Origin of the sequence: Cellulosilyticum sp. WCF-2 (assembly GCF_003990395.1) — a bacterium.
In the GTDB taxonomy this organism is placed as follows: domain Bacteria; phylum Bacillota; class Clostridia; order Lachnospirales; family Cellulosilyticaceae; genus Cellulosilyticum; species Cellulosilyticum lentocellum.
Map to the genome: position 1 here is coordinate 132,132 of NZ_CP034675.1, position 25,504 is coordinate 157,635.

18 protein-coding genes are annotated in these 25,504 nt (G+C 32.7%); 2 read left to right on the forward strand and 16 right to left on the reverse strand.

Annotation, left to right across the window (positions count from 1 at the left end):
* Window positions 1-63: 63 nt before the first annotated feature.
* Window positions 64-1,137 (reverse strand): mannose-1-phosphate guanylyltransferase, encoded by a 1,074-nt coding sequence (locus EKH84_RS00480; RefSeq protein ID WP_127064668.1) that lies wholly within the window; start codon window positions 1,135-1,137, stop codon window positions 64-66.
* 236 nt (window positions 1,138-1,373) lie between these two features.
* Here EKH84_RS00480 and EKH84_RS00485 point away from each other — a divergent pair, with 236 nt between their 5' ends.
* Window positions 1,374-2,771: an undecaprenyl-phosphate glucose phosphotransferase gene (locus tag EKH84_RS00485; RefSeq protein WP_127064669.1), complete on the forward strand. Its 1,398-nt coding sequence runs from the start codon at window positions 1,374-1,376 to the stop codon at window positions 2,769-2,771.
* 119 nt (window positions 2,772-2,890) lie between these two features.
* Here EKH84_RS00485 and EKH84_RS00490 read toward each other — a convergent pair whose 3' ends face one another.
* The 3 genes from EKH84_RS00490 to EKH84_RS00500 form a co-directional block, all read right to left on the reverse strand.
* Window positions 2,891-4,798 (reverse strand): O-antigen ligase family protein, encoded by a 1,908-nt coding sequence (locus EKH84_RS00490; RefSeq protein WP_127064670.1) that lies wholly within the window; start codon window positions 4,796-4,798, stop codon window positions 2,891-2,893.
* A 210-nt stretch (window positions 4,799-5,008) separates the two neighbouring features.
* Window positions 5,009-7,138: a stalk domain-containing protein gene (locus EKH84_RS00495; protein ID WP_127064671.1), complete on the reverse strand. Its 2,130-nt coding sequence runs from the start codon at window positions 7,136-7,138 to the stop codon at window positions 5,009-5,011.
* Between the two features lie 392 nt (window positions 7,139-7,530).
* Entirely contained in the window at window positions 7,531-9,633 is a 2,103-nt protein-coding gene (locus tag EKH84_RS00500) for a stalk domain-containing protein (protein WP_127064672.1), read from the reverse strand.
* Between the two features lie 464 nt (window positions 9,634-10,097).
* Here EKH84_RS00500 and EKH84_RS00505 point away from each other — a divergent pair, with 464 nt between their 5' ends.
* Entirely contained in the window at window positions 10,098-12,020 is a 1,923-nt protein-coding gene (locus tag EKH84_RS00505) for a polysaccharide deacetylase family protein (RefSeq protein WP_190283436.1), read from the forward strand.
* Between the two features lie 92 nt (window positions 12,021-12,112).
* Here EKH84_RS00505 and EKH84_RS00510 read toward each other — a convergent pair whose 3' ends face one another.
* The 12 genes from EKH84_RS00510 to EKH84_RS00565 all read right to left on the reverse strand — a co-directional run bounded on the left by EKH84_RS00510 (window position 12,113) and on the right by EKH84_RS00565 (window position 25,420).
* Entirely contained in the window at window positions 12,113-13,636 is a 1,524-nt protein-coding gene (locus tag EKH84_RS00510) for an S-layer homology domain-containing protein (RefSeq protein ID WP_127064674.1), read from the reverse strand.
* Between the two features lie 9 nt (window positions 13,637-13,645).
* Window positions 13,646-15,391 carry a hypothetical protein gene (locus EKH84_RS00515; RefSeq protein ID WP_127064675.1) on the reverse strand — a complete coding sequence of 582 codons (1,746 nt, stop codon included), beginning with the start codon at window positions 15,389-15,391 and terminating at the stop codon, window positions 13,646-13,648.
* Window positions 15,392-15,618: 227 nt separating this feature from the next.
* Window positions 15,619-16,491, reverse strand: coding sequence for a UTP--glucose-1-phosphate uridylyltransferase GalU (gene galU, locus EKH84_RS00520; protein WP_013658781.1), 873 nt, complete (start codon window positions 16,489-16,491; stop codon window positions 15,619-15,621).
* A gap of 67 nt (window positions 16,492-16,558) precedes the next feature.
* Window positions 16,559-16,957 (reverse strand): DUF1934 domain-containing protein, encoded by a 399-nt coding sequence (locus EKH84_RS00525; RefSeq protein ID WP_127064676.1) that lies wholly within the window; start codon window positions 16,955-16,957, stop codon window positions 16,559-16,561.
* A 148-nt stretch (window positions 16,958-17,105) separates the two neighbouring features.
* Complete coding sequence (locus EKH84_RS00530; RefSeq protein WP_127064677.1) at window positions 17,106-18,158, reverse strand: D-alanine--D-alanine ligase family protein; 1,053 nt, start codon at window positions 18,156-18,158, stop codon at window positions 17,106-17,108.
* Window positions 18,159-18,364: 206 nt separating this feature from the next.
* Window positions 18,365-19,078 (reverse strand): stage II sporulation protein R, encoded by a 714-nt coding sequence (spoIIR, locus tag EKH84_RS00535; RefSeq protein ID WP_127064678.1) that lies wholly within the window; start codon window positions 19,076-19,078, stop codon window positions 18,365-18,367.
* A gap of 97 nt (window positions 19,079-19,175) precedes the next feature.
* Window positions 19,176-20,063, reverse strand: a complete 888-nt coding sequence (locus tag EKH84_RS00540; RefSeq protein WP_190283437.1) for a transposase — start codon at window positions 20,061-20,063, stop codon at window positions 19,176-19,178.
* A gap of 88 nt (window positions 20,064-20,151) precedes the next feature.
* Window positions 20,152-21,306 (reverse strand): Ger(x)C family spore germination protein, encoded by a 1,155-nt coding sequence (locus EKH84_RS00545; RefSeq protein WP_127064680.1) that lies wholly within the window; start codon window positions 21,304-21,306, stop codon window positions 20,152-20,154.
* On the reverse strand, window positions 21,296-22,393 hold the full coding sequence (locus EKH84_RS00550; protein ID WP_127064681.1) for a GerAB/ArcD/ProY family transporter: 1,098 nt from the start codon (window positions 22,391-22,393) through the stop codon (window positions 21,296-21,298). The genes EKH84_RS00545 and EKH84_RS00550 overlap by 11 nt, the downstream gene beginning before the upstream one ends.
* Entirely contained in the window at window positions 22,394-24,052 is a 1,659-nt protein-coding gene (locus EKH84_RS00555; RefSeq protein WP_127064682.1) for a spore germination protein, read from the reverse strand. It lies immediately after the preceding gene.
* A gap of 20 nt (window positions 24,053-24,072) precedes the next feature.
* Window positions 24,073-24,267, reverse strand: coding sequence for a CLC_0170 family protein (locus EKH84_RS00560; RefSeq protein ID WP_013658789.1), 195 nt, complete (start codon window positions 24,265-24,267; stop codon window positions 24,073-24,075).
* Window positions 24,268-24,403: 136 nt separating this feature from the next.
* Complete coding sequence (locus EKH84_RS00565) at window positions 24,404-25,420, reverse strand: LacI family DNA-binding transcriptional regulator (RefSeq protein ID WP_330547580.1); 1,017 nt, start codon at window positions 25,418-25,420, stop codon at window positions 24,404-24,406.
* Window positions 25,421-25,504 lie beyond the last annotated feature (84 nt).

Consider the following 25,504-nt stretch of genomic DNA (forward strand, 5'->3'; position numbering starts at 1 on the left):
CTCTTTCACCTTTATTTATTTCCTAGGAAACATCTTATCCTTTTGTTTATGTATGTACTAACCCTATAGGTATTCGTTGCGATTACAAATTTTTAAGTTTTCAATGACCTTCTTCACATCTTGAGTGCTATCTTTAGCACAAATAAGCATAGCATCCTCTGTATCTACAATAATGAGATTTTCTACCCCAATAGTTGCAATTAGCTTGTCTGAACCTTGTACGATGGCATTTTTAGTATTAATGCTAATAACATTACCACTTACTACATTGCCATCCTCATTGCTTCTATTAAAACGTTCTAAAGCTAACCAACTGCCTACATCATCCCAACCAAAGCCTCCTGGTATTGTATAAATATCCTTCGCTTTTTCCATAATACCGTAATCTATTGATTCTGACTTAAAATTAATGAATTCTTGTGTTAATATCTCTTCTTCTTGATTAGTCCCAATGGTTTCTTCTATTTTAATTAAACCTTTATACATATCAGGCAAACATTTCTCAAATTGCATCAAAATAGTAGACGCTTTCCATACAAACATTCCACTATTCCATAGATATTTGCCTGAATCTAAGTACTCCTTAGCTAACTGTAAGTTTGGTTTTTCCACAAAACGTTCTACCTTATAAACGTTACTGGCTCCCTCTTTTTCTTCACCAAAATTAATATAACCATATCCTGTTTCTGGATAGTTAGGTGTAATTCCTATAGTTACCATATTCTGACCTTCGGTTGCTACTTGAATGGCATCTCTTAAAGTATTAATAAAAATACCATTAAATTTAATTAAATGATCTGAAGGAAGTACTAGCATAATGGCATCTTTATATTTTTTTCTAATATATGTAGCTGCTAAACCTACACAGGGTGCTGTATTTCTAGCAGCAGGCTCTAGCAGTATATTTTCTTGTGGTAGCCCTGTAAGTTGTTCTTTCACTAAACTTGCATAATCCTTATTGGTCACTACAAAGACATCCTCAATAGCTACTAACGGTTTGATGCGTTCTATGGTATGTTGAATCATAGTCTTACCATCATCAGTTAAACTTAAAAATTGTTTTGGCATTGTACGTCTGCTTTTAGGCCAAAAGCGTTCACCCTTCCCTCCAGCCATAATTACTGCTACAACTTTCATCTTCTACCTCCTAGTAAGTCGTACTTATTATTAATAATACTATTTTCCACTTTTATTAACATTATGTACATATTCTCATAATATAGTATACCATCTAAATCTGCATTATTCTATAACATTCTAGTTACAATTCCTTTATAATATAAGGTTTTTAGACATTTCCTTTATATTTTATGCTATAATATAGTGATATTTTTTGAGTTTCTATCATATATTATTGTTTATAGGAGGAAATCATGATTCGAGAAAATCAAAAGTATTTTAACGGTCTACAAATCTTTTTGGATTTAGTTGTTTTAATACTTTCTTATATTATAGCTTATGAAATAAGATTCGAACTATTAAAGGACGGTATTCCTACTTTTACACTATTACAATCTCTAGGCACCATTTGTTTAAGCATCCCTATTTATTTGATTTTGTATAGTTGGTTCGACCTTTATAGTTCCAAGCGCACAAAATCTTTTTCTAGTGAGGCCTTAGTTATTATTTGCACTAATATTGTTGCTAACCTATTATTTATAGTTGCTCTGTACCTTTTTAAAGAAATGCATTTTTCTAGAAAAACACTTTTATTTTTTGTCATTATTAACTGTACTTTAACCATCTCATATCGTGGTTTTATACGTTTTATCCTTAGAAAATATCGTAAAAAGGGCTATAATTTGAAGCATTGTTTAATTATTGGAACCTCTTCAATGAGTAATCATCTTATTGAAAAGGTACAAACTCACCCCGCTTGGGGGTATAATATTGTAGGATGTATTCGTTCTGATGGAAGAAAAAGCAATGCTTTCTGTGGCTATCGCATACTTGGTAATATAGAAGAATTACCGGATATTTTTCAGCAATTTTACATTGATATTGCTATGATTGCTCTGGAAGAAAGTAAAACGCCTCAATTAGGTTATATTTTACGATGCTGCGAGAAAGCTGGAATAAAAACACACATTATTCCTTACTATTACAGATATATTCCGGCAAAACCTTACATAGATGATTTAGATGGTCTTCCCATCATTGATACAAGACATATTCCTCTAGATAATTTATTCAAAGCCTTTTTAAAACGCAGCTTCGACATCCTCTTTTCCATCGTAGCTCTCACTATTACTAGCCCTCTTTTTTTATTTAGTGCACTTATGATTAAGTTTTCTTCTAAGGGGCCTATTTTCTTTAAGCAAGAGCGGGTTGGTATCAATCGTCAAAGTTTTTATATGTATAAATTCCGTTCTATGCGTGTTCAAACCGATGATGACGAACAAGACAAATGGACTACTAAGGATGACCCTCGAAAAACCTGGTGGGGCAATATTATGAGAAAAACAAGTATAGATGAGCTTCCTCAATTCTATAATGTCCTAAAGGGTGATATGTCTGTAGTAGGCCCCAGACCGGAAAGACCTTATTTTGTTGAGAAATTTAAAGAAGAAATACCTCGTTATATGATTAAGCATCAGGTACGTCCCGGTATCACAGGATGGGCACAAGTAAATGGGCTTAGAGGAGATACCTCTATCGAAGAACGTATTGAACATGATTTATATTACATTGAAAATTGGGACTTTATGTTAGACCTCAAAATTATTTTAATGACTATTTTTAAAGGGTTTATTAATAAAAATGCTTATTAAGCAGAGATCACTTGCTATAAATGACAATAAAGGGGATGAGTACAATCTACTTTAACAGATTGTACTCATCCCCTTTTATTAAAATTGATTTGTTCTAAAATGCACCTCTTGTTTTTCTGCTAAATATGTTCTCTTGTTTTTATATCTACTGTAGCATGGGCAACTCTCTTTTTAACTTCTACTTGCTCTTTATTATTAATATAATTGATTGCTACGCCTGTTCCTAATAAGATCCAAAAGATAGGCGCTACTGATACAATAGAGTCATTAAATACCCCTGCTCCTAAATAACCTATAATACCCAAACTAGTTGCCATTCCTACAATTTGTTTACCTTCATAGTAACTTTTAAGCGCATAAAGCCTAAAGCTATCTATTATATATGCACCTACCAGCACGAGGAATGCTAGTAAAGCTAATATCCCCTCATTTAAAGCAATTTGTAAGTATAGATTATGAGGTTTATCTACTAACATGTTAGGTGTATCATATGCCCACCATTTTGCTAAGCGGTCATTTTGTGGAAATTCTAATGCAAAGGTATCTGGTCCATTTCCTATTAGTATGGTATCTTTTAGCATTGGCAAACTACGTGACCATATATAACCACGAGCTGAACCTAATTTTTCTTTTCCTTCAAAGCCCCAATAAGGTGCTTCTTCTAATACTAAAGGTTCATTGGTATAGTTATCCGCTAAGTAAACACCTTGTTCTTCACTAATTCTAACTACGAAGCATTCTTGCCCATTAAACATTAATATAGCACCATCTGCAACTTGGCTTTCTTCTTGTAAACTAATAAGTTGGAATTGTAACTCGCTAAACCTAGAATCTGTTGTGCTTCCTATATTATCCTGTATATCAAATTTCACTGGCTCGCCTTGATTATCAACTATAAACAAACGATCTTCAACATATGTAAGTATAAGTGTTCCTTTTTGCATCTCAATAATTGTTGTTCCATCTTGTGAAGTGATTGATTTCACAGGAATATGTTCTTTATAGTTAAAACTCTTATCTGCAGGCATAAAGATACCAAAGGCATCCTGAACAAGAGTAGGAATTCTTTGGAACATAGTGCCATTAGTAAGTATATTAAACCCTATAAGCACAACACCTAAACCCACCACTACTGGCACTGTCAATTTCCACTTCCTTATAATGACCTTGGCAAATACAATGATTGCAACTAATACGCTTATAGCTACACCAACTAACCCCGCTCTTGAAGTACTCCCTAACAGAAGAAATAAGGAACAAATAGCAATAACTCCTAATGCTATTTTTCTTTTATAACCTCTTACAAATAACGTAAGTGTCATGAATAATGGAACCATAATAGCAGCAAAACTACCCATATAGTTGTAATGATACAGTGTTCCGTAGATTTTACCTGATTCATATTGCGCTTGTACATTTCCTACTAAATCAGCATATTTTTCAGGCATAACCCACTTATTGATGATCCCCTTTTGCATAAGTAAATCATGACCAAAATATTGAAAGGCTCCTAGTATTGTGAGAATAATAACTAACACGCTTATTGAAACTAATATATATGTATAATCTTTTGTATTTCTAAACACATAAATTGTATATAGAAACATCATTATGTAGCACGCTAACATCACAAAACCCTCTGCTCTGTCAGGTAGCCCCCAAAAGGCTACATCTTTATAACTAGAACAAATAGCAGATATGAAGGAAAGTACTAAAAATACTCCTGCAGCACCTGCATATAGGATAAGCTGCTTATCTTTCTTCATTGTACCCTTTTGATAAAGTAAAAAAAGCAGTATGACCATAGCTATACATAGTAAGATAATTCCTACAGATTTATACTGAGAAAAGAAATCACCATATATTGGTGTTTGTATAAAATTTTCTACTGTCTTACTAACTGTCACTCCTGTTAGTCTTACAATTAAAGGAACAATACTTAGTAAAATAATAACGGGTATCCATAGTATCTGAAAAGTTATTTTCTCCTGCTTTGCCAGCTTTTGCTCTTTATCTAATTGCGACATTCTTTACACTCCTTTTTATATATTGTCTATTGTATTTTATATTTGCTTACAAATAGCACTTATTCCTATAATAACCTCCTCCTATTTTATCATATTTTTCCGGAAAAACCTAGCAATTAACATTTTATACTATTTTATTATGGAACATAAAAATAAGAGCCAAGCCATTGCTTAGCTCTTATCTTTATAGAATTCTAGATAATCCTAGAATTATTTGTTTTCAAATGTAGCAACTTTAGTTGTTGCATCCCAGTTAGGTGTGATACCAAGAATTTTAGCAACTTCACCTACTGGAGCATATGTTCTACCATCTTTAACAACTACTTTTGTAGCTAATTTGATAGATGCACCATTTACGATTGCAACATCACTACCAGCTGTAAGTTGAACTGTTCTAGAACCAGCAAAGATTGTAGCTGTACCAGCTGAGAATAAGATATCTTTTTCAGATACACCGAATGCAGTTGCAACATATCTTACAGGAACCATTGTGTAACCTGGATCTTGAATGTATGCAGCAGCATCCATAGTAGCTACTTTACCATTGATTGTATATTCTTTGCTACCAATAGTGAATGCAGCTGTACCTTTTGGTAAACCATTAGCAGCAAGTTCTTCAACGTTAGGTGTTCCTACTACGAAGAAATCTTTAGATTTAAGTTCTCCGTTGTAATCACTTACGCCAAGTTTTAATTCATAAGTACCTTGTGGAACTGTTCTATCAACTTTAACTTCTACACCTTCAACAGTGATTGTAGCTGGTTCATCTTTAGATGCTTTTGTTAATGTAATTTCAATTGCACTTGTAGTAGATTTACCATTTTTCCAATCTACTTTAACTTTAGATGAACCATCAACTGTTACTTTTGGTAACTCTGTGAAAGAGATACCATCTTCATCTGCAAGGTTAAGTGTAATTACAGAATTCTTAGCAAATGCACCTTTTTCATTTTCTGTGATAACTAATTTACCACCAACTTGTTTAGATTGACCAACTTTAAGTGTCATAGCTTCTGCTTTAATTGTAAAGTTTGGTTTAGCTTCTGCTACTACTACTGTTTGCTCTTCTACATAACGACCATATGTAGAAAGTGTGATGTCACCTTCTGTATCAAGTTTAGTAATTACTTTAAGTTCTTTACCATCGATGAATTTTTCTACATCAGAATCTTTTCCAGCTGTTTTGATTACGAAACCAATAAGTTCATCGTCTTTTTTGTCTTTCATATCTTTATAGATAAGGTCATCATCACTAATTCCTAATTCTTTTTTAAGATTAGCTTTTTCAAAGTATCCTTTGTCAAGAGTGAATTCTACTTCACCTTTAGCTGTACTATCAGCTGTTACTTCTTTGTATGTGATTTTAACTTTCTCATCTTTACCAGATTTGATAGTTTTCTTTTCAGCTACTGTAAGCTCTGTACCATATTCTGCTACTGTAGCTACTTTAACTTCTTTGTATTCTACTTTTGTATCGTTTTTACCTTCTACCGATACATTTAAGTCACCTGTTTCTGGTGATTTATCTAAAGATTTAACTCTAAGGTTAGAGATTTCCCATACACCTTTACCAGCTGGATCTGTTACTTTTGGAAGTACAAGAGTAAGAGTTTGTTTATCTTTATCAAGTGTTCCTGTAAGAGTAGTTGATCCATAAGATGAGAAACCTTTTGAACCTTTAAGTGTTACTGTACCTGCAACAAATTCAAAATCACTATGTTCCATTTCGATTTCAATAGTTCTATCTGCATCAGCATCTTTTAATAATGAACCAGCAACTTGTTCTGTGATAACAATTGTACCAACTTTTTCTCCAGCAGATGAAGTTGTAAAGAATTTTGTATCATCTTTAACTGTTACTACTGCTTTTGAATCGCTTTTGTTAGCGAATACAATTGGAGATGATGTGCTAGAGATTTCTGTGTCGTTACCATCTACAGAGATTTTAGCTTCTCCTGTAACTTTTACTGTTGATAAAGAAATTGAAATAATTTTATCTTTGTCTGATGGATCAACAACTACTGTAGCTTCTGTTTCACTTGTTGCTACTACGCTAACTCCGTTTGCTGTATTCGCAGAACCAATTGCTATAGCATCTAATACATCATTAGTTTTATTAAATTTAGCATTTTCTAATGTAATATAGAATTGAGTTCTTGTTGTAACTGCATCTGTTAATTTGATGTTTAATGCAGGTGCCACAGCTCCAAGTGGATCTTCATTTGCAACTGTAATAGTTTTTGTTACTGATGTTGTAGAAGCAGCCATAGTTACAACTGGAACAGCTGTTACTACCATTGCTGATGCTAATACAACAGCTAATTTTTGACGTAATTTCATTTAAACGTCCCCCTTTATAATAATATACTAAAGTTAATATTTTAAATTAATTTCATAATTGATTATATATACAGAAATATATTAAGTCAATAAAATAACTTTTTTTGTAACTTCATTGTAATATATTCCATAGATTATGAAATTACTAAAATATATAATCTAAATAAAATATATCATATTATTTTTAAAAGGCAATATAAACATTTATTTTGTTACATAAATGAAATATTTTATTTTTATATACTTAAGTTAAATCTTATTTTTATTAGTTATTTATTATTATAGTTAAAGCTGTAAATCTACATATAGATAAAAAGGACTTATTAATATTGAAGGAATCAATATTAATAAGTCCTTTATTTTATGAAATAGCTCTCACTAAAGGCTATTTATTATTTATTTGTAAATGTAGCTGTTTTAGATGTAGCATCCCAAGCTTTTTGGATACCAAGAAGTTGAGCTACTTCTCCGATAGGAGCGTATGTTCTACCTTCTTTGATTGCTACTTTTGTAGACATTTTAATTTGAGCACCATTTACTACTGCTACGTCACTACCGTTTGTAAGTTGGATAGTTCTGTTTCCAGCGAAGATTGTTGTTACACCTTTTGAGAATAAGATATCGCTAGCTTTAACACCGAATGCTTCTGCAACATATCTCATTGGCACCATTGTGTAACCTGGATCTTGGATGTAAGATGCAGCATCCATAGTTTTTTCTACACCGTTCACTGTGTATTTAGATTCACCAATTACAAATGAAGATGTACCTCTAGCAAGACCGTTAGATGCTAAATCTTCTGTATTTGGAGTTCCGATTACAAGGAAGTCTTCTACTTCTAATGTACCGTTTAAGTTAGATACTGTTAATTTAACATCATATGTACCTTCTGGAACAGTTCTATCTACTTTAACTTCAAGATCTTCAATAGTAATTTCTGCTGCTTCTTTAGAAGCTTTAGTTACTTCTACTTCGATAACTGCTGCTGTAGTAGCTGTACCTTTTGTTTTCCAGCTAGCTTTAACTGTCATACCATTTGTAGCAGATACTTCTGGAAGTTCTGTTAATGTGATACCTTCTTCAGCTGGGATTTCGATTTCAAATTTAGTTCCTCTAGCGAAAGCTCCTGCTTTTTCTTCTGTAAGAACTAATTTACCACCAACTTGTTTAGATTGACCAACTTTAAGTGTCATAGCTTCTGTATCAACTGTGAAGTTTGGAGCAACTTCTGCTACTACTACTTCTTGATCTTCTACGAAACGACCACTTGTAGAAACTTTAATTTCACCTGTCATACCGATTTCTGTTACGATTTCGATTTCTGCTTTATCTAAGAATTTATCAACAGCTGATGTTCCATTACAATTGATTACGAAACCAATGATTTCTTCAGCTTTTGGTTTTTTAGAATCTTTGTAGATTTTTGTTGCGCCAGCTGGAACTGTTGATTCTTTAATGAAACCTTGGCTTAATAAGAACTCAACATCACCTGTTGCTGTGCTATCTGCTGTTAATTCTTTGTATGTTAATTTAACTTTTGTAGATTTACCAGCTACTACTTCATCTTTTGCATCTACTGTAAGCTCTGTACCGTATTCTGTTACTGTAGCTACTTTAACTTCTTTAGATTCTACTTTAGTATCACCTTTACCAGTTACTGTTACGTTTAAGTCACCTGTTTCTGGAGCTTTATCTGTAGATTTAACTCTAATTCCTGTGATTTCGAATGCACCTTTACCAGCTGCTGTAGTTACTTCTGGAAGAACAACTACAAGAGTTCCGTTATCTAAGCTAGCGTCAACTGATACTTCTCCTAAAGAAGAGAAACCTTTTGAACCTTTAACTTTAATATCTGCTAATGAACCAAATTCAAAGTCATTGTGTTCTACGTCGATTTCAACTGTTCTTTTAGCTGCATCTGTAGTTACTAAAGAACCAGCAACTTGTTCTGTGATTACAACAGTACCAACTTTTTCACCTGCAGATGAAGTTGTGTAGAATTTTGTATCATCTTTAGCTGTTACTGTAGCTTTTGAATCGCTTTTGTTAGCGAATACGATTGGAGATGATGTGCTAGAGATTTCTGTATCGTTACCATCTACAGAGATTTTAGCTTCTCCTGTAACTTTTACATTTGATAATAAGATAGCTAAATCTTTATCTGCAGCAACGTCTGCTGTTAATTTAACTGTAGCTTCTGTTTCACTAGTTGGTGTTAATTCTGCTACTTTAGTACCATCAGCTTTTACATCTGTTGCTGTACCAATTCCATCCCATTTAGCATTTTCTAATGTAAGGTAAAATTGTGTTCCTGATGTTACAGCATCTTTTAATTCGATTTTTAATGTTGGAGCTGTGCTTCCTAATACATTTTCGTTTGATACTGTAATAACTTTAGACACTGATGTGTTAGATGCAGCCATAGTTACTACTGGAACTGAAGTGATTACCATTGCAGATGCTAAAACAACTGCTAATTTTTGACGTAATTTCATTGTCAAATCCTCCTGATTATGTAATATATTATTGTCATTTAATAAATATGTAATATAACTTTGTAAAATAGTTATGTTAATAAATTAGCATTTCAAAACTCTTTATATGAACTAATTTATCTTCAACCAAAACCTCGTTTGTTTAAGTCGATAATGTTATTATATACATTATATCAAGTTTTTTCAACAGGAATTTATTGGTTTTTACTTCCTTTTAATACTTCTAATTATTCTTTATATTTTATTTTATTAATATTTATTTGTAACTAAAGTAATTAATTATGTAAATTGAAAATATTTTACCACCCGTTATTTATTACGTTTCATTTAATAATTTTAATATTTATTTAATATATTGACCTACCATGCTACATTCTCTTTGTCTATATTCACTCTCTCTTTATATTTTTTGACTAGAAATGATTTATAATAGAAGATAAATGCTTAATATCAAAGGAGGCGCTATGTTAATTAACAGATTACTCAAATATAAATACATCATTCTCTTATTCTTCTCATTAGGAATAATTGGATTAATTATACGTTACACCATCTCTCTACCTCCTCGTAATAATGAAGATACTTTAGAAGTTATGAGACTCAATCAGAATGTTACTCCCGTATTTAGCCTCCAGCCACAATTACTTTATACAACAAATTTAGAGAATCAACTTATAGATACTTTAGAATCTGTAGCTTTTGATAATGAGAAGGAGGTAACTGTACAAAATATAAATATCGCTGTTGATATAAAAGAAACTGCTTTAGAGGCCGTTGCTAATCATTTATCCACTCTATCTCCTTATGTTTCTAAGTTAACCGTTTCTTTATTGGCAAGCTCATCTTTAGATGAACAAGCTTATATTAATTTATATGAAAAATTATATACACTTCTAGATCAACAAGCACTTTCTAAAATAGAGTTCATTTTATATCCTCAGAATTTGTCTCAGCTTCAACAGTACAATGCGTTAGAGCTAACATATAGCATCGGGATCAATATTAATTCTTTGGAAGATTTAAATAGATTAACTAGTGTTTATGAACATTTCAAAGGATTAAAGAAACTATATGTAAGAGAAGATTTTATAGGTGCTTATAAAGATAACACGCTAGAAGCTTCAAAAGGAATTAATGCATTTTACTATCTATTGGCTATTCGCTATCCTCAATGCACTGAAATTTTTTCTTCTTTTATGAAGAATCCTCTAGGGTTAGAAAATGACTTTTCTCTTAAACCTTCGAATCCTAATTACACTATCTATCAAAGTATCTATGGCCGTTTATTAGCTGAACCTTGGCTTACTATCAAAGATGTTCCTTTAGCCTCTGTTTCGCCTTATACCTTGTTAAATAGTTATGATACGCTTACTGGTACAGAAGAAATTCTTCTTTCCCCTGAATCAACCTTTTCTCCCTTCTCTTCCGGGCAAGTCGATACTTCTTCTACACTTAGCTATATAAACTACAGATTAGAAGAACAAGAAATAACTATGCAAAATTATTATCCTTATGTAGTTAAAATAGATACAACTATGGAGCCCAACGGCATAACGAGACTTAAAGCTCTTGGTTATAATGATGCTGGTGAAGTCATAGAAGTACAAAGTGTAGACTTAACATTTCAAAATGAAAATTCAATTTCACGCGCCAAACGTACTTTAGTAGATTTTCCACTTAGTGACCAACCTGAGTACGGCGCAAATTATATTCCTATTTTGATGTATCATACAGTTACAGATATAGTGGCTAAGGAAGAGAATAATAGTTGTGTTGAAACTAAATTATTTGATGCTCAAATGAAAACATTGATAGATAACGGATATACACCTATTAATTTCAAAGTACTTTACGACTATATAAATGGCGTAAGCGGTTTACCCGAAAAGCCTATTTTAATCACTATGGATGATGGCTACTTAAACAACTATACAAACGCTTATCCTATTTATAAGAAATATAATATTCCAGCTACACTCTTTGTTTCTCCCTATTTCATGGAAGAAGAAAATACAGAAAGGCACTTTGGTTGGAAGGCTGCTAAAGAAATGGAAGACAGTGGTTTAATCGATATTCAATCACACGGTTATAATCACACCCCTCTTCCTTATCTTTCTTTAAAAGATGTACAATATCATATCTCACGTTCTAAAGGGATTATAGAAAAGAATCTAGGCCCACGCGATGTATTTGTGGTAGCCTACCCACAATTTCGTAACACCAGATACACAAGAAAGCTTTTATCCGAACTCGGCATTGATCTTCAAATTACCAAACTTGCAAAAAGAGGGACGGTTCTTGATGCTTCTAATTTAAAGCGAATTAATGTTCCTAATACTATGTCTCCTGAAGAACTCATTAATACGCTTGAAAAACTAACTAATTAAAATAGAAAAAGAGGGACAAAAAGAGGGACGGTTCTTAAATGTAAAATTTAAGAACCGTCCCTCTTTTTCTATTTTATTACTATATTATTTCATTAACCTATTAGCATTTTATCATTATAGTCTTTTTGCAATTCATATCTTAAATAGTTAATTAACTGATCTAAGAAAGTAGCGCACTCTGCTTTAGTTACTAACTTTTTAGGAAGTATATAGCCGTTACTAGGTGTAATAATACCTAAATTACTTGCTGCATAAATAGAAGATTTAGCCCAACTAGAAATCTGTCCATCGTCTACAAATGGTGTGTAGCTATCCATAGTTCCTAGTCCTAGTCTTTCTAAACCTATTGCTTTTACATTAAGTAAATACATAAGTTCTCTGGTCATACTCGTATTGCCATTAAAATATCCTCCATCAATAAGACCTGCCTTATAAGCTGCAATAGCATATGGATAATAACTATCCCCTTCACTAATGTCTTTAAATGGGGACGGTTCTACTTGTTTTTTAGAGGAACTACGTGTACTTTTGCTGTTTTCTTCTGGCAATGGGATTTGAAGAGCTTTTACAAGCATCTTTATATATTCTTTCTTTGTCACAATTTGATTTGGTGAAAAAGTAAGTGGATTTTCATCAAAGATCTTCATGCTATACATTTTCTTAATTTGAGTTTCTGCTGGATGTCCTTTAAGGTTGAGTGATGTCGGTATAGAAAGTTGTTCCACTGTAGGGCTACTTTCTATATTCATCATGCCAGATAGTTCATCATCATATAACCCAATATTACCTTGTAAAACATTATAACTTAGTGCACCTTCGCTTCTGATAATTTCTTTGTAGTTTCCTGCCATGCTTATAGCAGTTGGTTCATTAGCCCCATATTGTATATCTCTATATACAGTAACTGTTGGTGTTTCCTCTACCGCATAGCCTTTACCACTAGCTAAATCTATGGTTATCTCTCTCTTTTGTGTTTCTGTTTTTGCAAATGCTTGTTCGTAACCATAAATAGGTGCATTCACTGCTATCACAATATTTTTTTCTTCTCCTGGATTTCCTACACCTTCATAAACAGCTTCATAATGTACATCCCCTCTATAGTAAAGTACACCCGGTGTTTCATCTTCTAATACACTCTTAGAATATTGAGATTTTGTATTATCTAAGGTATAGCTTTGTCCTTTTACTGTAATAATTTCTTTCCACTTTTTAGCTTTGGTAACTTTAGTAGTCTGCTTTCTATTGGCTTCGTATATGTATTGTGTTTCAAAAGTAATATCTCTAGTCAGCTTTACTGTACCATCTGTATTAGTAGCTTCCATAACATATCTCTCAGTATATGTTCCTTCAGCTTTTTCTTTATCTACACCCTTGCCTGGCGAAATAGTTACTGTTCCTTCTACTAATTCTGCCTTGCCAGTCAAATAAATATTCTCTTTATAAGGTAAAGTATATTTTGACGTAGTGGATTTCTTACTTGTTTGAGCCATAGAAGTTAATGTTTCTAATTTAACTCCTGGTGTAATCCCACCAAAGCTTCCCATCTCACCTTCTGCTGCAAAGGTAGAGGTTGCAAATAACATAAAACTTATTCCCAGTGTTAGTATTTTTTTCATTTTGACCTCCTAGTTCTCTACAATGATGATATAACCATTTACCGTGCCTGCAGAATCTTTTAAGTTAGTTTCAACCATGGCACTGATGATATCGCCTTCTTCTAGGCTACGGGCTGGAACTGCTTTACCATCCTTTAAAATAACAGTATTAGACTGAAGATTAATAGTAGCCCCTGTATTATTCTTGCTATATTGAACCCATTTCTTTTGCTGTTTATGGTAATAATATGCATCTTTAATTTGAATACTACCATCAGCAGCCTTATAGACCTGTCCCTTAACAGACTCCGTTATATATGGCATATCAATAATCATATAAGCTTTATCACCTATAGCCACTACTGTATACACATTACTTACTTCTGATTTATCTCCATAATCTAGGAATGCCTCAATTCCATCTTCTACAATACCCTCTGCTGTATAGAACTTGGTATTAGCATCTATTGAGAAAGTATGTGGTGTTGGATGATAGTACCATGTATTATCTTGTAGTAATGAGAAAGTTTCAAATTGGAAAGACTCTCTTTCTTTAATTTGTTTAATTCTTCCTCTAAATACCTCTAAAGAACCTGTTGTTTTCTCACTCATTATATTTCCAATAGCCAGCTTGTTCTCACCAGTAACAACAGCCTGCAAGGTATCTCCTACCATAATGCTGTTACCATCAACTAAACGTTTATCTCTTACTACAATAGCATCTTCTGCAATATAAATGGTTTCTCCTGATAATAATTTCACCGTATTTGCAGAAGCATAGGTTACTAGGGACGGTTCTAATGTAGTTTGAAGCTTACTTTGGAAATTTAGCTTGATTGCATTTTCTTTTCCTTTATAGTTTTCTGCTGCTACATACACATATCCATCCGCATTTTTTAAGTTTCTACTTACATAATCCAGAGATACACGATTTCCAATAAGGTAAGCTGCTACATTAGTAGTATCTATTCCTATACGTAGTAAACTATTATATGCTCCCCAATTAGTTTTCCCTAATGCCTGAGCATTTTTTAAGTTAAGCATCTTCTTAAATGTATCTACAGAGGTAACCTGGCCCCTATAAATATTAGAAATATATCTTGTATCATTATCAATTACAATTTCTTGAACAGTCTCATCTATAATGCCTTCCCCTAAAATCTTTTGACAAACTAATACTTTCACCCAACTTCCAGTTTTAATAGCACTTAAAGCAGTTGATGTACTACCTTTAGTTATGGGTGTATTAAGTCCTACATCATAAACATAGACGTTTCCTTGGTCATCTTGAAGCTGTAAACTAGCTGTTTCTCCTGTATTATATTGGAAAGAAACAACCTTACCATAACGCACTAAATAGTCATTGTATGCGCTGATATAAGTTGCAATTCCATCTTTATTTAATCTAATATAAATGCTGTCACCTGCTTGAATACTTGTTATAGATGAATCTCTAGGGTCATATTCAAAATTAGGAAACATCTCATCAATATATCCTATCCTATCCTCCATCTCATAGTAGGGTTGCTTTTCAACTACTAATTCATCTTTATAGTAATTACAAGTTATCTCTCTACCTTGGCTATTCTTATATACTAAATATCCTAGCTCTGGATAATTTTCTACGACGATTCCTTTATCTTCTGTATAATTATCATATAACATATCATTGTATTCTGATTCTGTAAGATATGCAGGTATCTCTGCAAATGTTGTCATACCCATACCAACGCTTAAAATAACTGTCCCCAGTATGTAACACCAACGTTTTCCCATTTTTGATTCCTCCTAAGTAAAACTAACCTTAACATTTATATCGACTTGCTTCTTTACTTTCTTTAGGGACAGGTCTCAATTTATTATGTTGTTTTATAGGGACAGGTCTTTACTCATGCCTAACTTATGGGGACATAGCTTATGGGGACAGGTCTTAATTATGGATCTAATTATGTGGCTTCATTATGGCTGGATAATAAAAAAGATAAGGAGACTATCCTTATCCTTTAAAATGTTTTTACAATTTCTTTTAGATATGCTTTAAATTCTTCATTTAGTTCTGGTCTTTTTAACGCAAATTCAACAGTTGCTTGTAGGAATCCCATTTTATTACCTACATCATAGCGATGTCCAATAAAATCATATGCATACATCGGCTCTTCTTTAGCCAATTTATTAAGTGCATCTGTAAGTTGGATTTCTCCACCTGCTCCTATTTCCTGTTTTTCAAGGTAGTCAAATATTCTAGGAGTAATAATGTATCTTCCTAGTACTGCTACATTGGTTGGTGCTTCATCTATAGGTGGTTTTTCCACCATATTTTTTACTTCATAAATACGACTATCTAATTGAACTCCATCTACTATTCCATATTTATTGACGTCTTTTCTTTCTACTGTTTGGACACCCAAAACAGAGGCATTATATTTTTCATATACTTCTATCATTTGCTTAAGCGCTGGCTTCTCCGAATCAATGACATCATCACCAAGTAGTACTGCAAATGGCTCATTTCCCACAAAAGTTTTAGCTGTTAGGACTGCATGACCTAAGCCCTTTGGTTCTTTTTGTCGTATATAATAAATGTTAGCTATTTGAGACACTGACCTTGCAATTTCTAAAAGCTTTTTACTTTGTTTCTTCTCTAGTTCCATTTCCAATTCTACCGATTTATCAAAATGGTCTTCTATTGCTTTTTTAGTTCTTCCTGTTACGATAATAATATCTTCTATTCCTGATGCAACAGCTTCCTCTACTATATATTGAATTGTTGGTTTGTCTACTATTGGTAACATTTCTTTTGGCTGTGCTTTAGTAGCAGGTAAAAACCTTGTCCCTAATCCTGCTGCAGGTATGATTGCTTTTCTTATTTTACTCATTATATCCCCCTTATTTCTCTCCATTTAGTTTATACTTCTATTTTTATCTAACTAGTATATTTTTATATTAGTTAGCCACTATTAAATATATATTATCACTAACCTTTTCACCTTGCATCATAATCTTGTATTCGATGTATATCTTTACCCCTTTTGTTAAGAAATATATATCACATTTATTTGTAACAATTTCTATCTCCATATCTCCATAGGGAGTACTATAAAGTGTTTTATGTGGCTTATTACTATCAAACTCTAAGTTTCCTTTCATGGCACCTAGCCTTTTAATCGAAACCATGTTATCCCTAGTTTTTATGACTGTAGTTATACCTTGTTCTTGATCTTTATAGGTAATATAAATGCTCTCATTCTTAAAAGTAAGATTTCCTGAAAACTTATTTTCAGCTTCATCACTATGAGTTGGATATACTTGTTTGTCATATACTGTAATTTGTGTTTCTTTCATTTCACCCTCCTTTTATTGAGTATAAGCCTAGTTATAAATAAGGTTACTTGCGACTTTCCTGCCCACAAATAACCTTACTTATACATCTTATTATTTTCTTATAGTATATATATTCTACCAACAAACTATCACAATAGTTGAAAATATATTATAGACTTGCTAGCTCTAATAATTTTGTAATGATTTCTTTTACACTGAGTCCTGTTGCCGCAAATAGCATTGGATACATACTGATAGACGTAAATCCAGGAAGTGTATTAATTTCATTAAAAATAATCTCACCGTTTTCTTTAACAAAGAAATCTACTCTGGATAGTCCTTTTCCTTCTACTGCATCAAATACATCTTTGGCATAACCTCGAATTTTTTGCTTTATCTCATTTGGCAAATCTGCATCTACTACTGTTTTGGATTCCGCATTATTATACTTAGCATCAAAATCATAAAATTCTGCCGCTGCTAAAATTTCTCCAACACCTGAGACTACAATCTCATCATTTCCTATAACTGCCGTTTCTACTTCACGTCCTATTATAGTTTCCTCAATTAATACTTTACGGTCATGTTTAACTGCTTCATATAGTCCACTAATGAGTTCTTCTTTATTATTTGCCTTTGAAATACCAACAGAAGACCCTGCATTAGCTGGCTTGATAAAATAAGGATAAGAAAAGGCTGATTCTATTTTCTTAATGGTTTCCTCCATATGTTTTAACTCTGGCTCTTTAACTAAAACAAAACGTGCTTGAGGAACATTTTTAGTTGCCACTGCTATTTTTGTAAACGCCTTATCCATAGATACTGCTGAGGCTAAAACGCCACAACCCACAAAAGGAATTTGTGCAAGCTGACATAAGCCCTGTATAGTTCCGTCTTCTCCATTCTTACCATGTAATACAGGAAATACAATGTCTATATTAATCTTGATAGATTCTTGACCTTCACCTTTGAAAATCCATAATGCTTTTTGAGTTGCATCTGGACTTAAAAAAGCAGAAATACCGCTTTTTTGCCACTCATTATTTGATAAATCATTATTAGTTCCTGTATATAATAACCACTTACCTTCTTTAGTAATACCTACTGGATGTACTTCATATATGCTTCTATCAATATTATTTAAGATAGTAGTTGCTGACTTCAGAGATACCTCATGTTCAGATGAACAACCTCCAAATAGTAGTAAAACACTTTTCTTCATTATTATCCTCCTAGTTATATCCTCTAACCATATCATATTCCTTAATAACTTCATTGCTTACTATATTTTATTACTTAATCCTTCAATATTCAATAATTGTTTTAGGGACAGGTCTTAGTATATGTTAGGGACAGGTCTTATTTTTAACTGCAAATAAAAAGGTTATTGCCTAATTATGTGTAACAGCAACAACCTTTACATGTGTCCTATTTAATCTCCTTATAATCAGATGGATTAAAGAAGGAGTTTATTTCATCTATTAGCTTAAAACGTATTTGATAAGGTCTGCTTTTACTAGTAATTAATTTGTATTGTTCTGTATTTAACTGCTGTTCTAATTGTTCTTTCCCTTCTAACGGCACTACTCCTGTTGAAGCATCTAGATAACATAAAGGTGGGAACATAACACACCACCAATTTTCTCCCTTTCCTTCACCAATAACTACTCTACATGCTTCATATTTTCCTGCCGGTAGCACTACATCACCATAAGACTTGGTTGGAAAATTAGCTTGGTCAAGTGCAACATATATCGAATAATCTTTTCCCCAGTTAGCAACCACTTCCTCCGCCACTTCTTTGATAAGTGGAATGGATTCTTTTATAATATACCTGCTATCTTCTATATTTGTTGACTCCTTAAGCAAAGGTTCCATGTAAGCTATAACCTCATCCTTTACTTGTTGTTTTAAAAGTTGATCTTGCGTCGAATCACTATTAGCTACGACATGAAACCTAATAACTTTATCAGCTAAAGAACTCGTGGTAGTACTAGAATAGCTCACAGCCACCGTCAAGCATATAGTTACCAGTATCAAACTCATAAGCATAATAAAACTAATTCGAATCATTCTTTCATCATCTTTAATAAATTCTCTGTATTTTTGTTTTATCGTATTCGTTCTACTTACTTTTTTCATTATATTCACCGCCAATAATTTATTTTATAAGTTTTGTGTAACTAAATTATTGCCAGCTTATTATTTATTATACAAATGTTTATTATTTTATATTAATTTATTTTTGTAGAGATGCTATTATAGCATCCCTTTCGTTCATTATCATTTTGTCATTAATCATTGCTTCTACTATTTTCTTAATACTCATGGATATATATACATCGCTCATATTTAACAATTGTCCAATCTTTTTGTAAGAAAGTCTTTCAATCAATGTTATGAAATAAATTAACATTTCCTTCCTAAATCCTTGAATCCTATTGAACATTATTTCTCCAACACTTGTTTTCCAATGACCAGATAATCTATTCATGAGTTCCTCATGCTCTAACTTAATCATTCCCTTTAAACAAATATCATTTATTTTATCTTCTTCTGTACTTGCTACTTCTTCATCTACCAATTCTTTTTCTTCTACATAATGTTTATATAAAATTTTACCCTGTGTATATTGAGGTGCAAAATAGCTCAGTAGCAACTCAACATCAACAATATCATCTTTCTTATCTGCTATATATACAGAATAACTACTCCACTCATATTCCTCTGGCTTTTGTACAAGTTGTGCTTTTACTGGATTTAGATGTATATATTTAGATACATTTACAAAGTATGCTTCATTCTTAACTATACTACTAGTGTATCTATCTTGAAATAAGTGTCCTGAACATTTATATTTCTTATTAAAATAAATGGCATAACTTAGATTCAAACCTTGCATAAATCTAGATATATCTTGACCATTATCAAATATTAGCAAATGAACATGGTTTGTCATCAAACAATAAGCATATATACATACCTTATAGCTTTCTTTATATCTTCTTAATCTTGCTAGATATTCTATTCGATCATCATCATCTAGAAAAATACTTTGCTTATTATTCCCACGAACACTAATATGATAGATACTACACTCAGCTTTTTCTCTAGCTTTTCTAGGCATGTATAATACTCCTTCCATTCTATTGTTTAGAAGAAGTATTGACTAAGAAAGTAATTTTTAATCTTTTAGACCTGTCCCTACTCAACTTTTATTCAAGCATTCCCGTATTATGAATAGTGACTATTGTTACTACTTTAATTGGTATATTTTTATATCCTGTTATCAGCCATTGATTTTTATAAGACTCCCATACTTTAGGATGCTTACGATACATTTCTAATCCTATATTTAGAAAATCCACGTTTATTTCTTTTGAATAGACAATACTCTCTTGTGTTTGCCTATTAATTTCTGCTTTAATTAAACTGCCTATTTCTCTTATGCTTGATTCATTAAACAATTCGTTCTGCTCTGATGATACAAACTCTGTTATATTTCCTTTTACTTTTATTTCTATCTCTGCACACCATTCACCATTATTTGCATTAAAGGAAATTTTAGATTCTTCTTCCTCTATATTGTAGGTCAAGTTCTCCCCTTTATATTTCACAACAATAGGCACTTCTTTAATCTTTCCCTCAACGAACAATTCTCCTCTTACTTGCTCCTTGTTTATCCAGTCTGCTAACTCATAATCTTTAATTACTGCAGCACCTTGAATAAGAACCGTCCCTTCTTGATCACTTATTACAGGAATGGTGGTTACGCCTGTATTTTGCAACTCTTTTATCAGATTGCCTAACGTTTGTTGCTTTGCATAGCTAGTTGGCCGTTCTGAATTATTAAAGAATTTCATAACATAAAGTCCTATGATAGGATTCTGAGGATTTTTAGCTTGTGTTAACTTTCCAGCCTTTCCCTTCACAGCTAAAATGCTTGTTCCTCTCCCTATCTGCATATTTCTAATAAGCCCATCAATAGTTGCTTTAAACAGTTCCTTATCTTTTAGCAATTCCTCTCCCAATACTAAAGCTTTAGTATGGCTGAAGGTAACTGTATTTTGTGTTTTACGTTCTACTTCATCAACACTTGTGGCTATCGTTGAGCTTTTTGTTATTATCGCTGTTTTTACATCTTCTGATAAACTATCTTGGCCTGATAACTTTGCTATATCTGGTATTGTATAGGTGACTTCATATCGTTTATCTTGTGCTTCTGTACTACTTTGTTTTAAAGCGCCATTTTTATCTATTGCAACCTCTAAAACCACATGTCTCTCATTAATCTCTACACTATCCCAGCACCCTGTTAAAATAAAAGGTAAAAAGATAATTATGATATATTTTAATTTATTAATGATCATAACCAACTCTCCTCACTTTAGCAATTAACCATAATAAAAGAGGGACAGGTATTAAAAACCATGCTCCAAAACAGCGCTGGAACTTAATATAGTAATCGTATGTTTGAACTAAACTTGTAGGCCATACTGCTATGAAATAAACTATTGGCACAAGAGGTAATACAAATACATTTTCTCTTTTAAATCTGAAGCTTCTGCTTCCTATAAGTGAAGTAAAATAAAGACCTGAACTAATATACATAAATATGCTGAGTATCCAGCCTGTCATCATAAAAATCTCTTGATTTTCTATGATTCTTCCGGCATTTTCAATACTTTGCATAAGCGTTAATACTGGCCATATCTGCCTATCAACTTCACCAATTCCAATACTACATATGGTTAGCAGAATAATAAGCACCTCTAATATTGCAATAATAAGAATAGCCCTAAATGCTGCTCGGCTTGCCTTCTTTGGTTTTTCCATTAATCCAGTCATCATCAACATAAATTCAATAGGCATAAAACTTAAGCTAATATAGTAGCTTCCCCAACCCACCTGCGTGAGGTTAGTCTGAAAAAAAGGCATAACTTGCTTATAATCTGCACTTATAAGAATTTTAAAAAAAACGATTCCTAAAGGAATAAATACAAAATAAACTAAAACTTCTCCCATTCTGGCTGTTGCTTCCATTCCTGATTTCACAAGGTAAGCTGTTGATAAAAGCATAACCAACATAATCACTACTAAAGGTGTTTTAGGTAACATCACTTGAGTAATCATTTCTCCGAACATACGTAATTCTAATCCTGTTGTTACAATAAGTTTTATAGCAAATGCAATGACGATAATATATGCTACAAATCTAGGCACAACCTTAGGCGTAAATTCTACCAAAGTATCACCTGGGAAATTTTTAGTCAATCCTGTAATACACCACACATAAATCACACCAAAGATTAAGGCTACTATAGGCAATATATATCCATTTCTTCCTACAAAATCAGCTGCCATCTTCGGTAATATAAGAATAGTCATATTAAACATCTGCAAGACAAGTAGCATAGTAACCTGTCTAACCGATATCTTTCCATTATGGGTAAACATCTACTCACCTCCACCATTCTTATTATTTTTATCCTTAACTTGACCATTAGTTACTCCACTATTAGGTCCTGGTGCCACATCTTGCGCATTAATTCCCGATTTTACTCTTAACCTTGTTCGTTGTGTATGTCTTGCAAAAATAGGCCTTGTAGTCTGCATAAATGTAGGAAATCTTAAAATTGTATCCTTTAAATCTCTAGAATCATTTTGATCAGATATATTATATGGCGCTAAATACGGAATTCCAAAGCTCTCTAAAGATGAGAGATGTGTTAATACTAATAATGCAGCAATTAAAAATCCATATAAACCAAATACTGCAGAGAAGGCAATAAATAAATACCTAATCAACCTAAATGCTGAAGTTAAACTATAATCAGGTATTGCAAAAGTACATATAGCAGTAAATGCAATGATGATAATAATCATTGGACTAATAATGTTGGCATCAACAGCAGCTTGCCCTATAACAATACCACCCACCAAACCAATAACATGTCCTATTGCCCCAGGCGCTCGTATACCAGCTTCCCGAAACAATTCAAAAATAAGCTCCATGACTATAATCTCCATAACTGTAGAAAAGGTTATACCTTCCCTAGATGCAGCGATGGATATCGCAAAAGATGTTGGTAACATTTGGGGTTGAAAATTAAGTGTAGCAATATAAAGTCCCGGAAGTGCAAAAGAAAGAAAAGAAACTATATATCTTAATATTCTAGTAAAAGTCATGATTTGCCAGCGTTGATAATAATCTTCGGAGGCTTGATAGTATGCATTAAGTGTAGCTGGTACTATAATTCCAAAAGGAGAATTATCTACTAAAATTCCTACCTTTCCCTCCAACAAACTCGCTGCAAACTTATCTGGTCTTTCTGTCGCTTGCGTCTGTGGAAATGGACTTTTCCAACTATCTTCAATAAGTTGTTCTATATAGCCACTATCGAAAATGGCGTCTATAACATATTTATCAATTCTTTTTTCCACTGTTTCAACTAGTTCAGGCCTAACAATGTCATCTACATAAACAATAGCTACATCAGTTCGACTCCTAGTGCCTACACTGACCATTTTTATTTTTAGTTTAGTATCACGAATACGTCTTCTAACTAAAACTGTATTAAATCGTATGGTTTCTGTGAACCCATCTCTTGGACCTCTTACTACGCTTTCCGTAGCAGGTTCACTTACACCTCTAGCGGGCCATCCTCTAGTAGCAATTACAAGTCCTGTTTTTGAACCTTCTACAAAAATAGCACTATCTCCTGATAGTACTGCATTTGCCATAGCATCCATGCCTTCAACTTCTTTTACATCAAAGGTTGCTGAAAAGTGTTGCATTACCAACTTCGTAGGTGTAATTTTTGCATCAAATACCTCTCCATTTAGATTTTTGTACTCAAACACCTTACTAAGCAAATAGTTTTCTAGAATATCACGATTTACAAGACCATCTACATAAACACCATATATTCTAAATTTAGCATCTTTGCAAATATTTACTTCTCTTTTAACAACATCCATACAGTCATGAAATAAGTATTCAATACACTTTATATTTTCATCTAAATCTGTGAATATCTCTAAGGATATTTTATTATCCCGGTCATGAAATTTATCCTCGTTACTTGCTTTAACCTCTTTTTTTTCTTCAATCATGCTACACCTCCTTAATCTAGTTAAATACTGGTGATTATGAATCCCAGTATCCCTACAATGATGTAGATCCAACCCACCACTTTTGAGAACCTTCCCTCTCTATCCATGTGATCTACTCGTATTAAGTTATTACTCTGAACAAACGCCATATATAATCCAATAACTAGCATAATACTATCTATATAAACAGAAAATAAGCCACTCAGCTGTGTCATACCCTACACCCCTTTTTATCAAAATCAATTCTATATACATAACCATTATCTGTAATTAAGTAATTTTTATGCAAAAAGAGAGGGACGGTTCTTAAAATGCTTATGCATTTTAAGAACCGTCCCTCTCTTTTAATTTCTAATTTTTCTTTTCTTTAACACTATCGCCCTCTACTAATTTTGTTTCTAGAACAATATGTTGGTTTTCTACCTTATTTTCTAAAAGTCCAATTAATAACTTTACACTCACTGCTGATAGTTCATCTTGTGGCTGTTCAATAGTTGTGATACTAGGATTATAGTAGCTTGCAATATCAATACCATCAAATCCCATTACGGATATATCATCTCCTACTTTATATCCTAAATCTACTATAGCCTTTGCTGCTCCTATAGCCATTGTATCTGCAGTTGCAAAAATAGCTGTTATTTGAGGATTAACTGCTAAAAACTTTTTTGTTCTTTCATAGGACAAAGCCGTATCATAGTTACCATAAATAACATAATTTAAGTTATGTTTAATCTTATAATCCTTACAAGCATTTTTATAGCCTTCATATCTTAGTTTTCCAATACTATAGTCCTGTTTATTACCTAAAATAATAGCTACTTCTTTATGCCCTTTCTCAATTAAATAAGAAGTGGCTTTATAACCTGCTTTCTCATTACTAATACTTACCGTAGAAAAGTTCTTCCAGGTCTTCGGCTGCTTAAAATCTACACTTATCATAACAATTGCTATGTCTAACCCCTGAAAACTTTCTTCATTTACCCCTATAAAGTTTCCTCCTAAACAAATAACCCCTTGAAGTCTCTTTTCTTTTGCAAAACCAACCAATGTAGAGACATCATCCACATTATTATGATAATGTACAATAATTGAATATCCTGCTTTTTCTATACTCATACTGATATTTTTTAATAGCGCAGCAAAAAAAGGATTGAAAACCCCTCGAATGAGTATTCCTATATTATTTGTGTTTGTCTGCTTTAGTACCCGAGCACTGTTATTTGGAATATAATTATTCTCACGTATTATATCTAGTATTCTTTCTCTGGTCTCATATTTTACGTCTGGATGATTGTTTATTACTCTAGAAACCGTACTTACCCCTACCCCTGCTATCCTAGCAATATCAACTATTGTCATCCCCATCTGATGTATCCTCTTTCCTTTCTGGAATTTTACTCTTCCTGTTTAATTAATACCCTTTTGCCTATTGGTACATATACTGTTAAG

What these genes read in the sequence shown, in the direction of transcription:
- EKH84_RS00565 (WP_330547580.1), bottom strand. Translation starts at nt 25,420, where the DNA reads ATGGGGATGACAATAGTTGATATTGCTAGGATAGCAGGGGTAGGGGTA.
- EKH84_RS00480 (WP_127064668.1), bottom strand. Translation starts at nt 1,137, where the DNA reads ATGAAAGTTGTAGCAGTAATTATGGCTGGAGGGAAGGGTGAACGCTTT.
- EKH84_RS00505 (WP_190283436.1), top strand. Translation starts at nt 10,098, where the DNA reads ATGTTAATTAACAGATTACTCAAATATAAATACATCATTCTCTTATTC.
- EKH84_RS00545 (WP_127064680.1), bottom strand. Translation starts at nt 21,306, where the DNA reads ATGATCATTAATAAATTAAAATATATCATAATTATCTTTTTACCTTTT.
- EKH84_RS00560 (WP_013658789.1), bottom strand. Translation starts at nt 24,267, where the DNA reads ATGACACAGCTGAGTGGCTTATTTTCTGTTTATATAGATAGTATTATG.
- EKH84_RS00525 (WP_127064676.1), bottom strand. Translation starts at nt 16,957, where the DNA reads ATGAAAGAAACACAAATTACAGTATATGACAAACAAGTATATCCAACT.
- EKH84_RS00555 (WP_127064682.1), bottom strand. Translation starts at nt 24,052, where the DNA reads ATGATTGAAGAAAAAAAAGAGGTTAAAGCAAGTAACGAGGATAAATTT.
- EKH84_RS00485 (WP_127064669.1), top strand. Translation starts at nt 1,374, where the DNA reads ATGATTCGAGAAAATCAAAAGTATTTTAACGGTCTACAAATCTTTTTG.
- EKH84_RS00495 (WP_127064671.1), bottom strand. Translation starts at nt 7,138, where the DNA reads ATGAAATTACGTCAAAAATTAGCTGTTGTATTAGCATCAGCAATGGTA.
- EKH84_RS00540 (WP_190283437.1), bottom strand. Translation starts at nt 20,063, where the DNA reads ATGCCTAGAAAAGCTAGAGAAAAAGCTGAGTGTAGTATCTATCATATT.
- EKH84_RS00515 (WP_127064675.1), bottom strand. Translation starts at nt 15,391, where the DNA reads ATGGGAAAACGTTGGTGTTACATACTGGGGACAGTTATTTTAAGCGTT.
- spoIIR (WP_127064678.1), bottom strand. Translation starts at nt 19,078, where the DNA reads ATGAAAAAAGTAAGTAGAACGAATACGATAAAACAAAAATACAGAGAA.
- EKH84_RS00500 (WP_127064672.1), bottom strand. Translation starts at nt 9,633, where the DNA reads ATGAAATTACGTCAAAAATTAGCAGTTGTTTTAGCATCTGCAATGGTA.
- EKH84_RS00530 (WP_127064677.1), bottom strand. Translation starts at nt 18,158, where the DNA reads ATGAAGAAAAGTGTTTTACTACTATTTGGAGGTTGTTCATCTGAACAT.
- EKH84_RS00490 (WP_127064670.1), bottom strand. Translation starts at nt 4,798, where the DNA reads ATGTCGCAATTAGATAAAGAGCAAAAGCTGGCAAAGCAGGAGAAAATA.
- EKH84_RS00510 (WP_127064674.1), bottom strand. Translation starts at nt 13,636, where the DNA reads ATGAAAAAAATACTAACACTGGGAATAAGTTTTATGTTATTTGCAACC.
- EKH84_RS00550 (WP_127064681.1), bottom strand. Translation starts at nt 22,393, where the DNA reads ATGTTTACCCATAATGGAAAGATATCGGTTAGACAGGTTACTATGCTA.
- galU (WP_013658781.1), bottom strand. Translation starts at nt 16,491, where the DNA reads ATGAGTAAAATAAGAAAAGCAATCATACCTGCAGCAGGATTAGGGACA.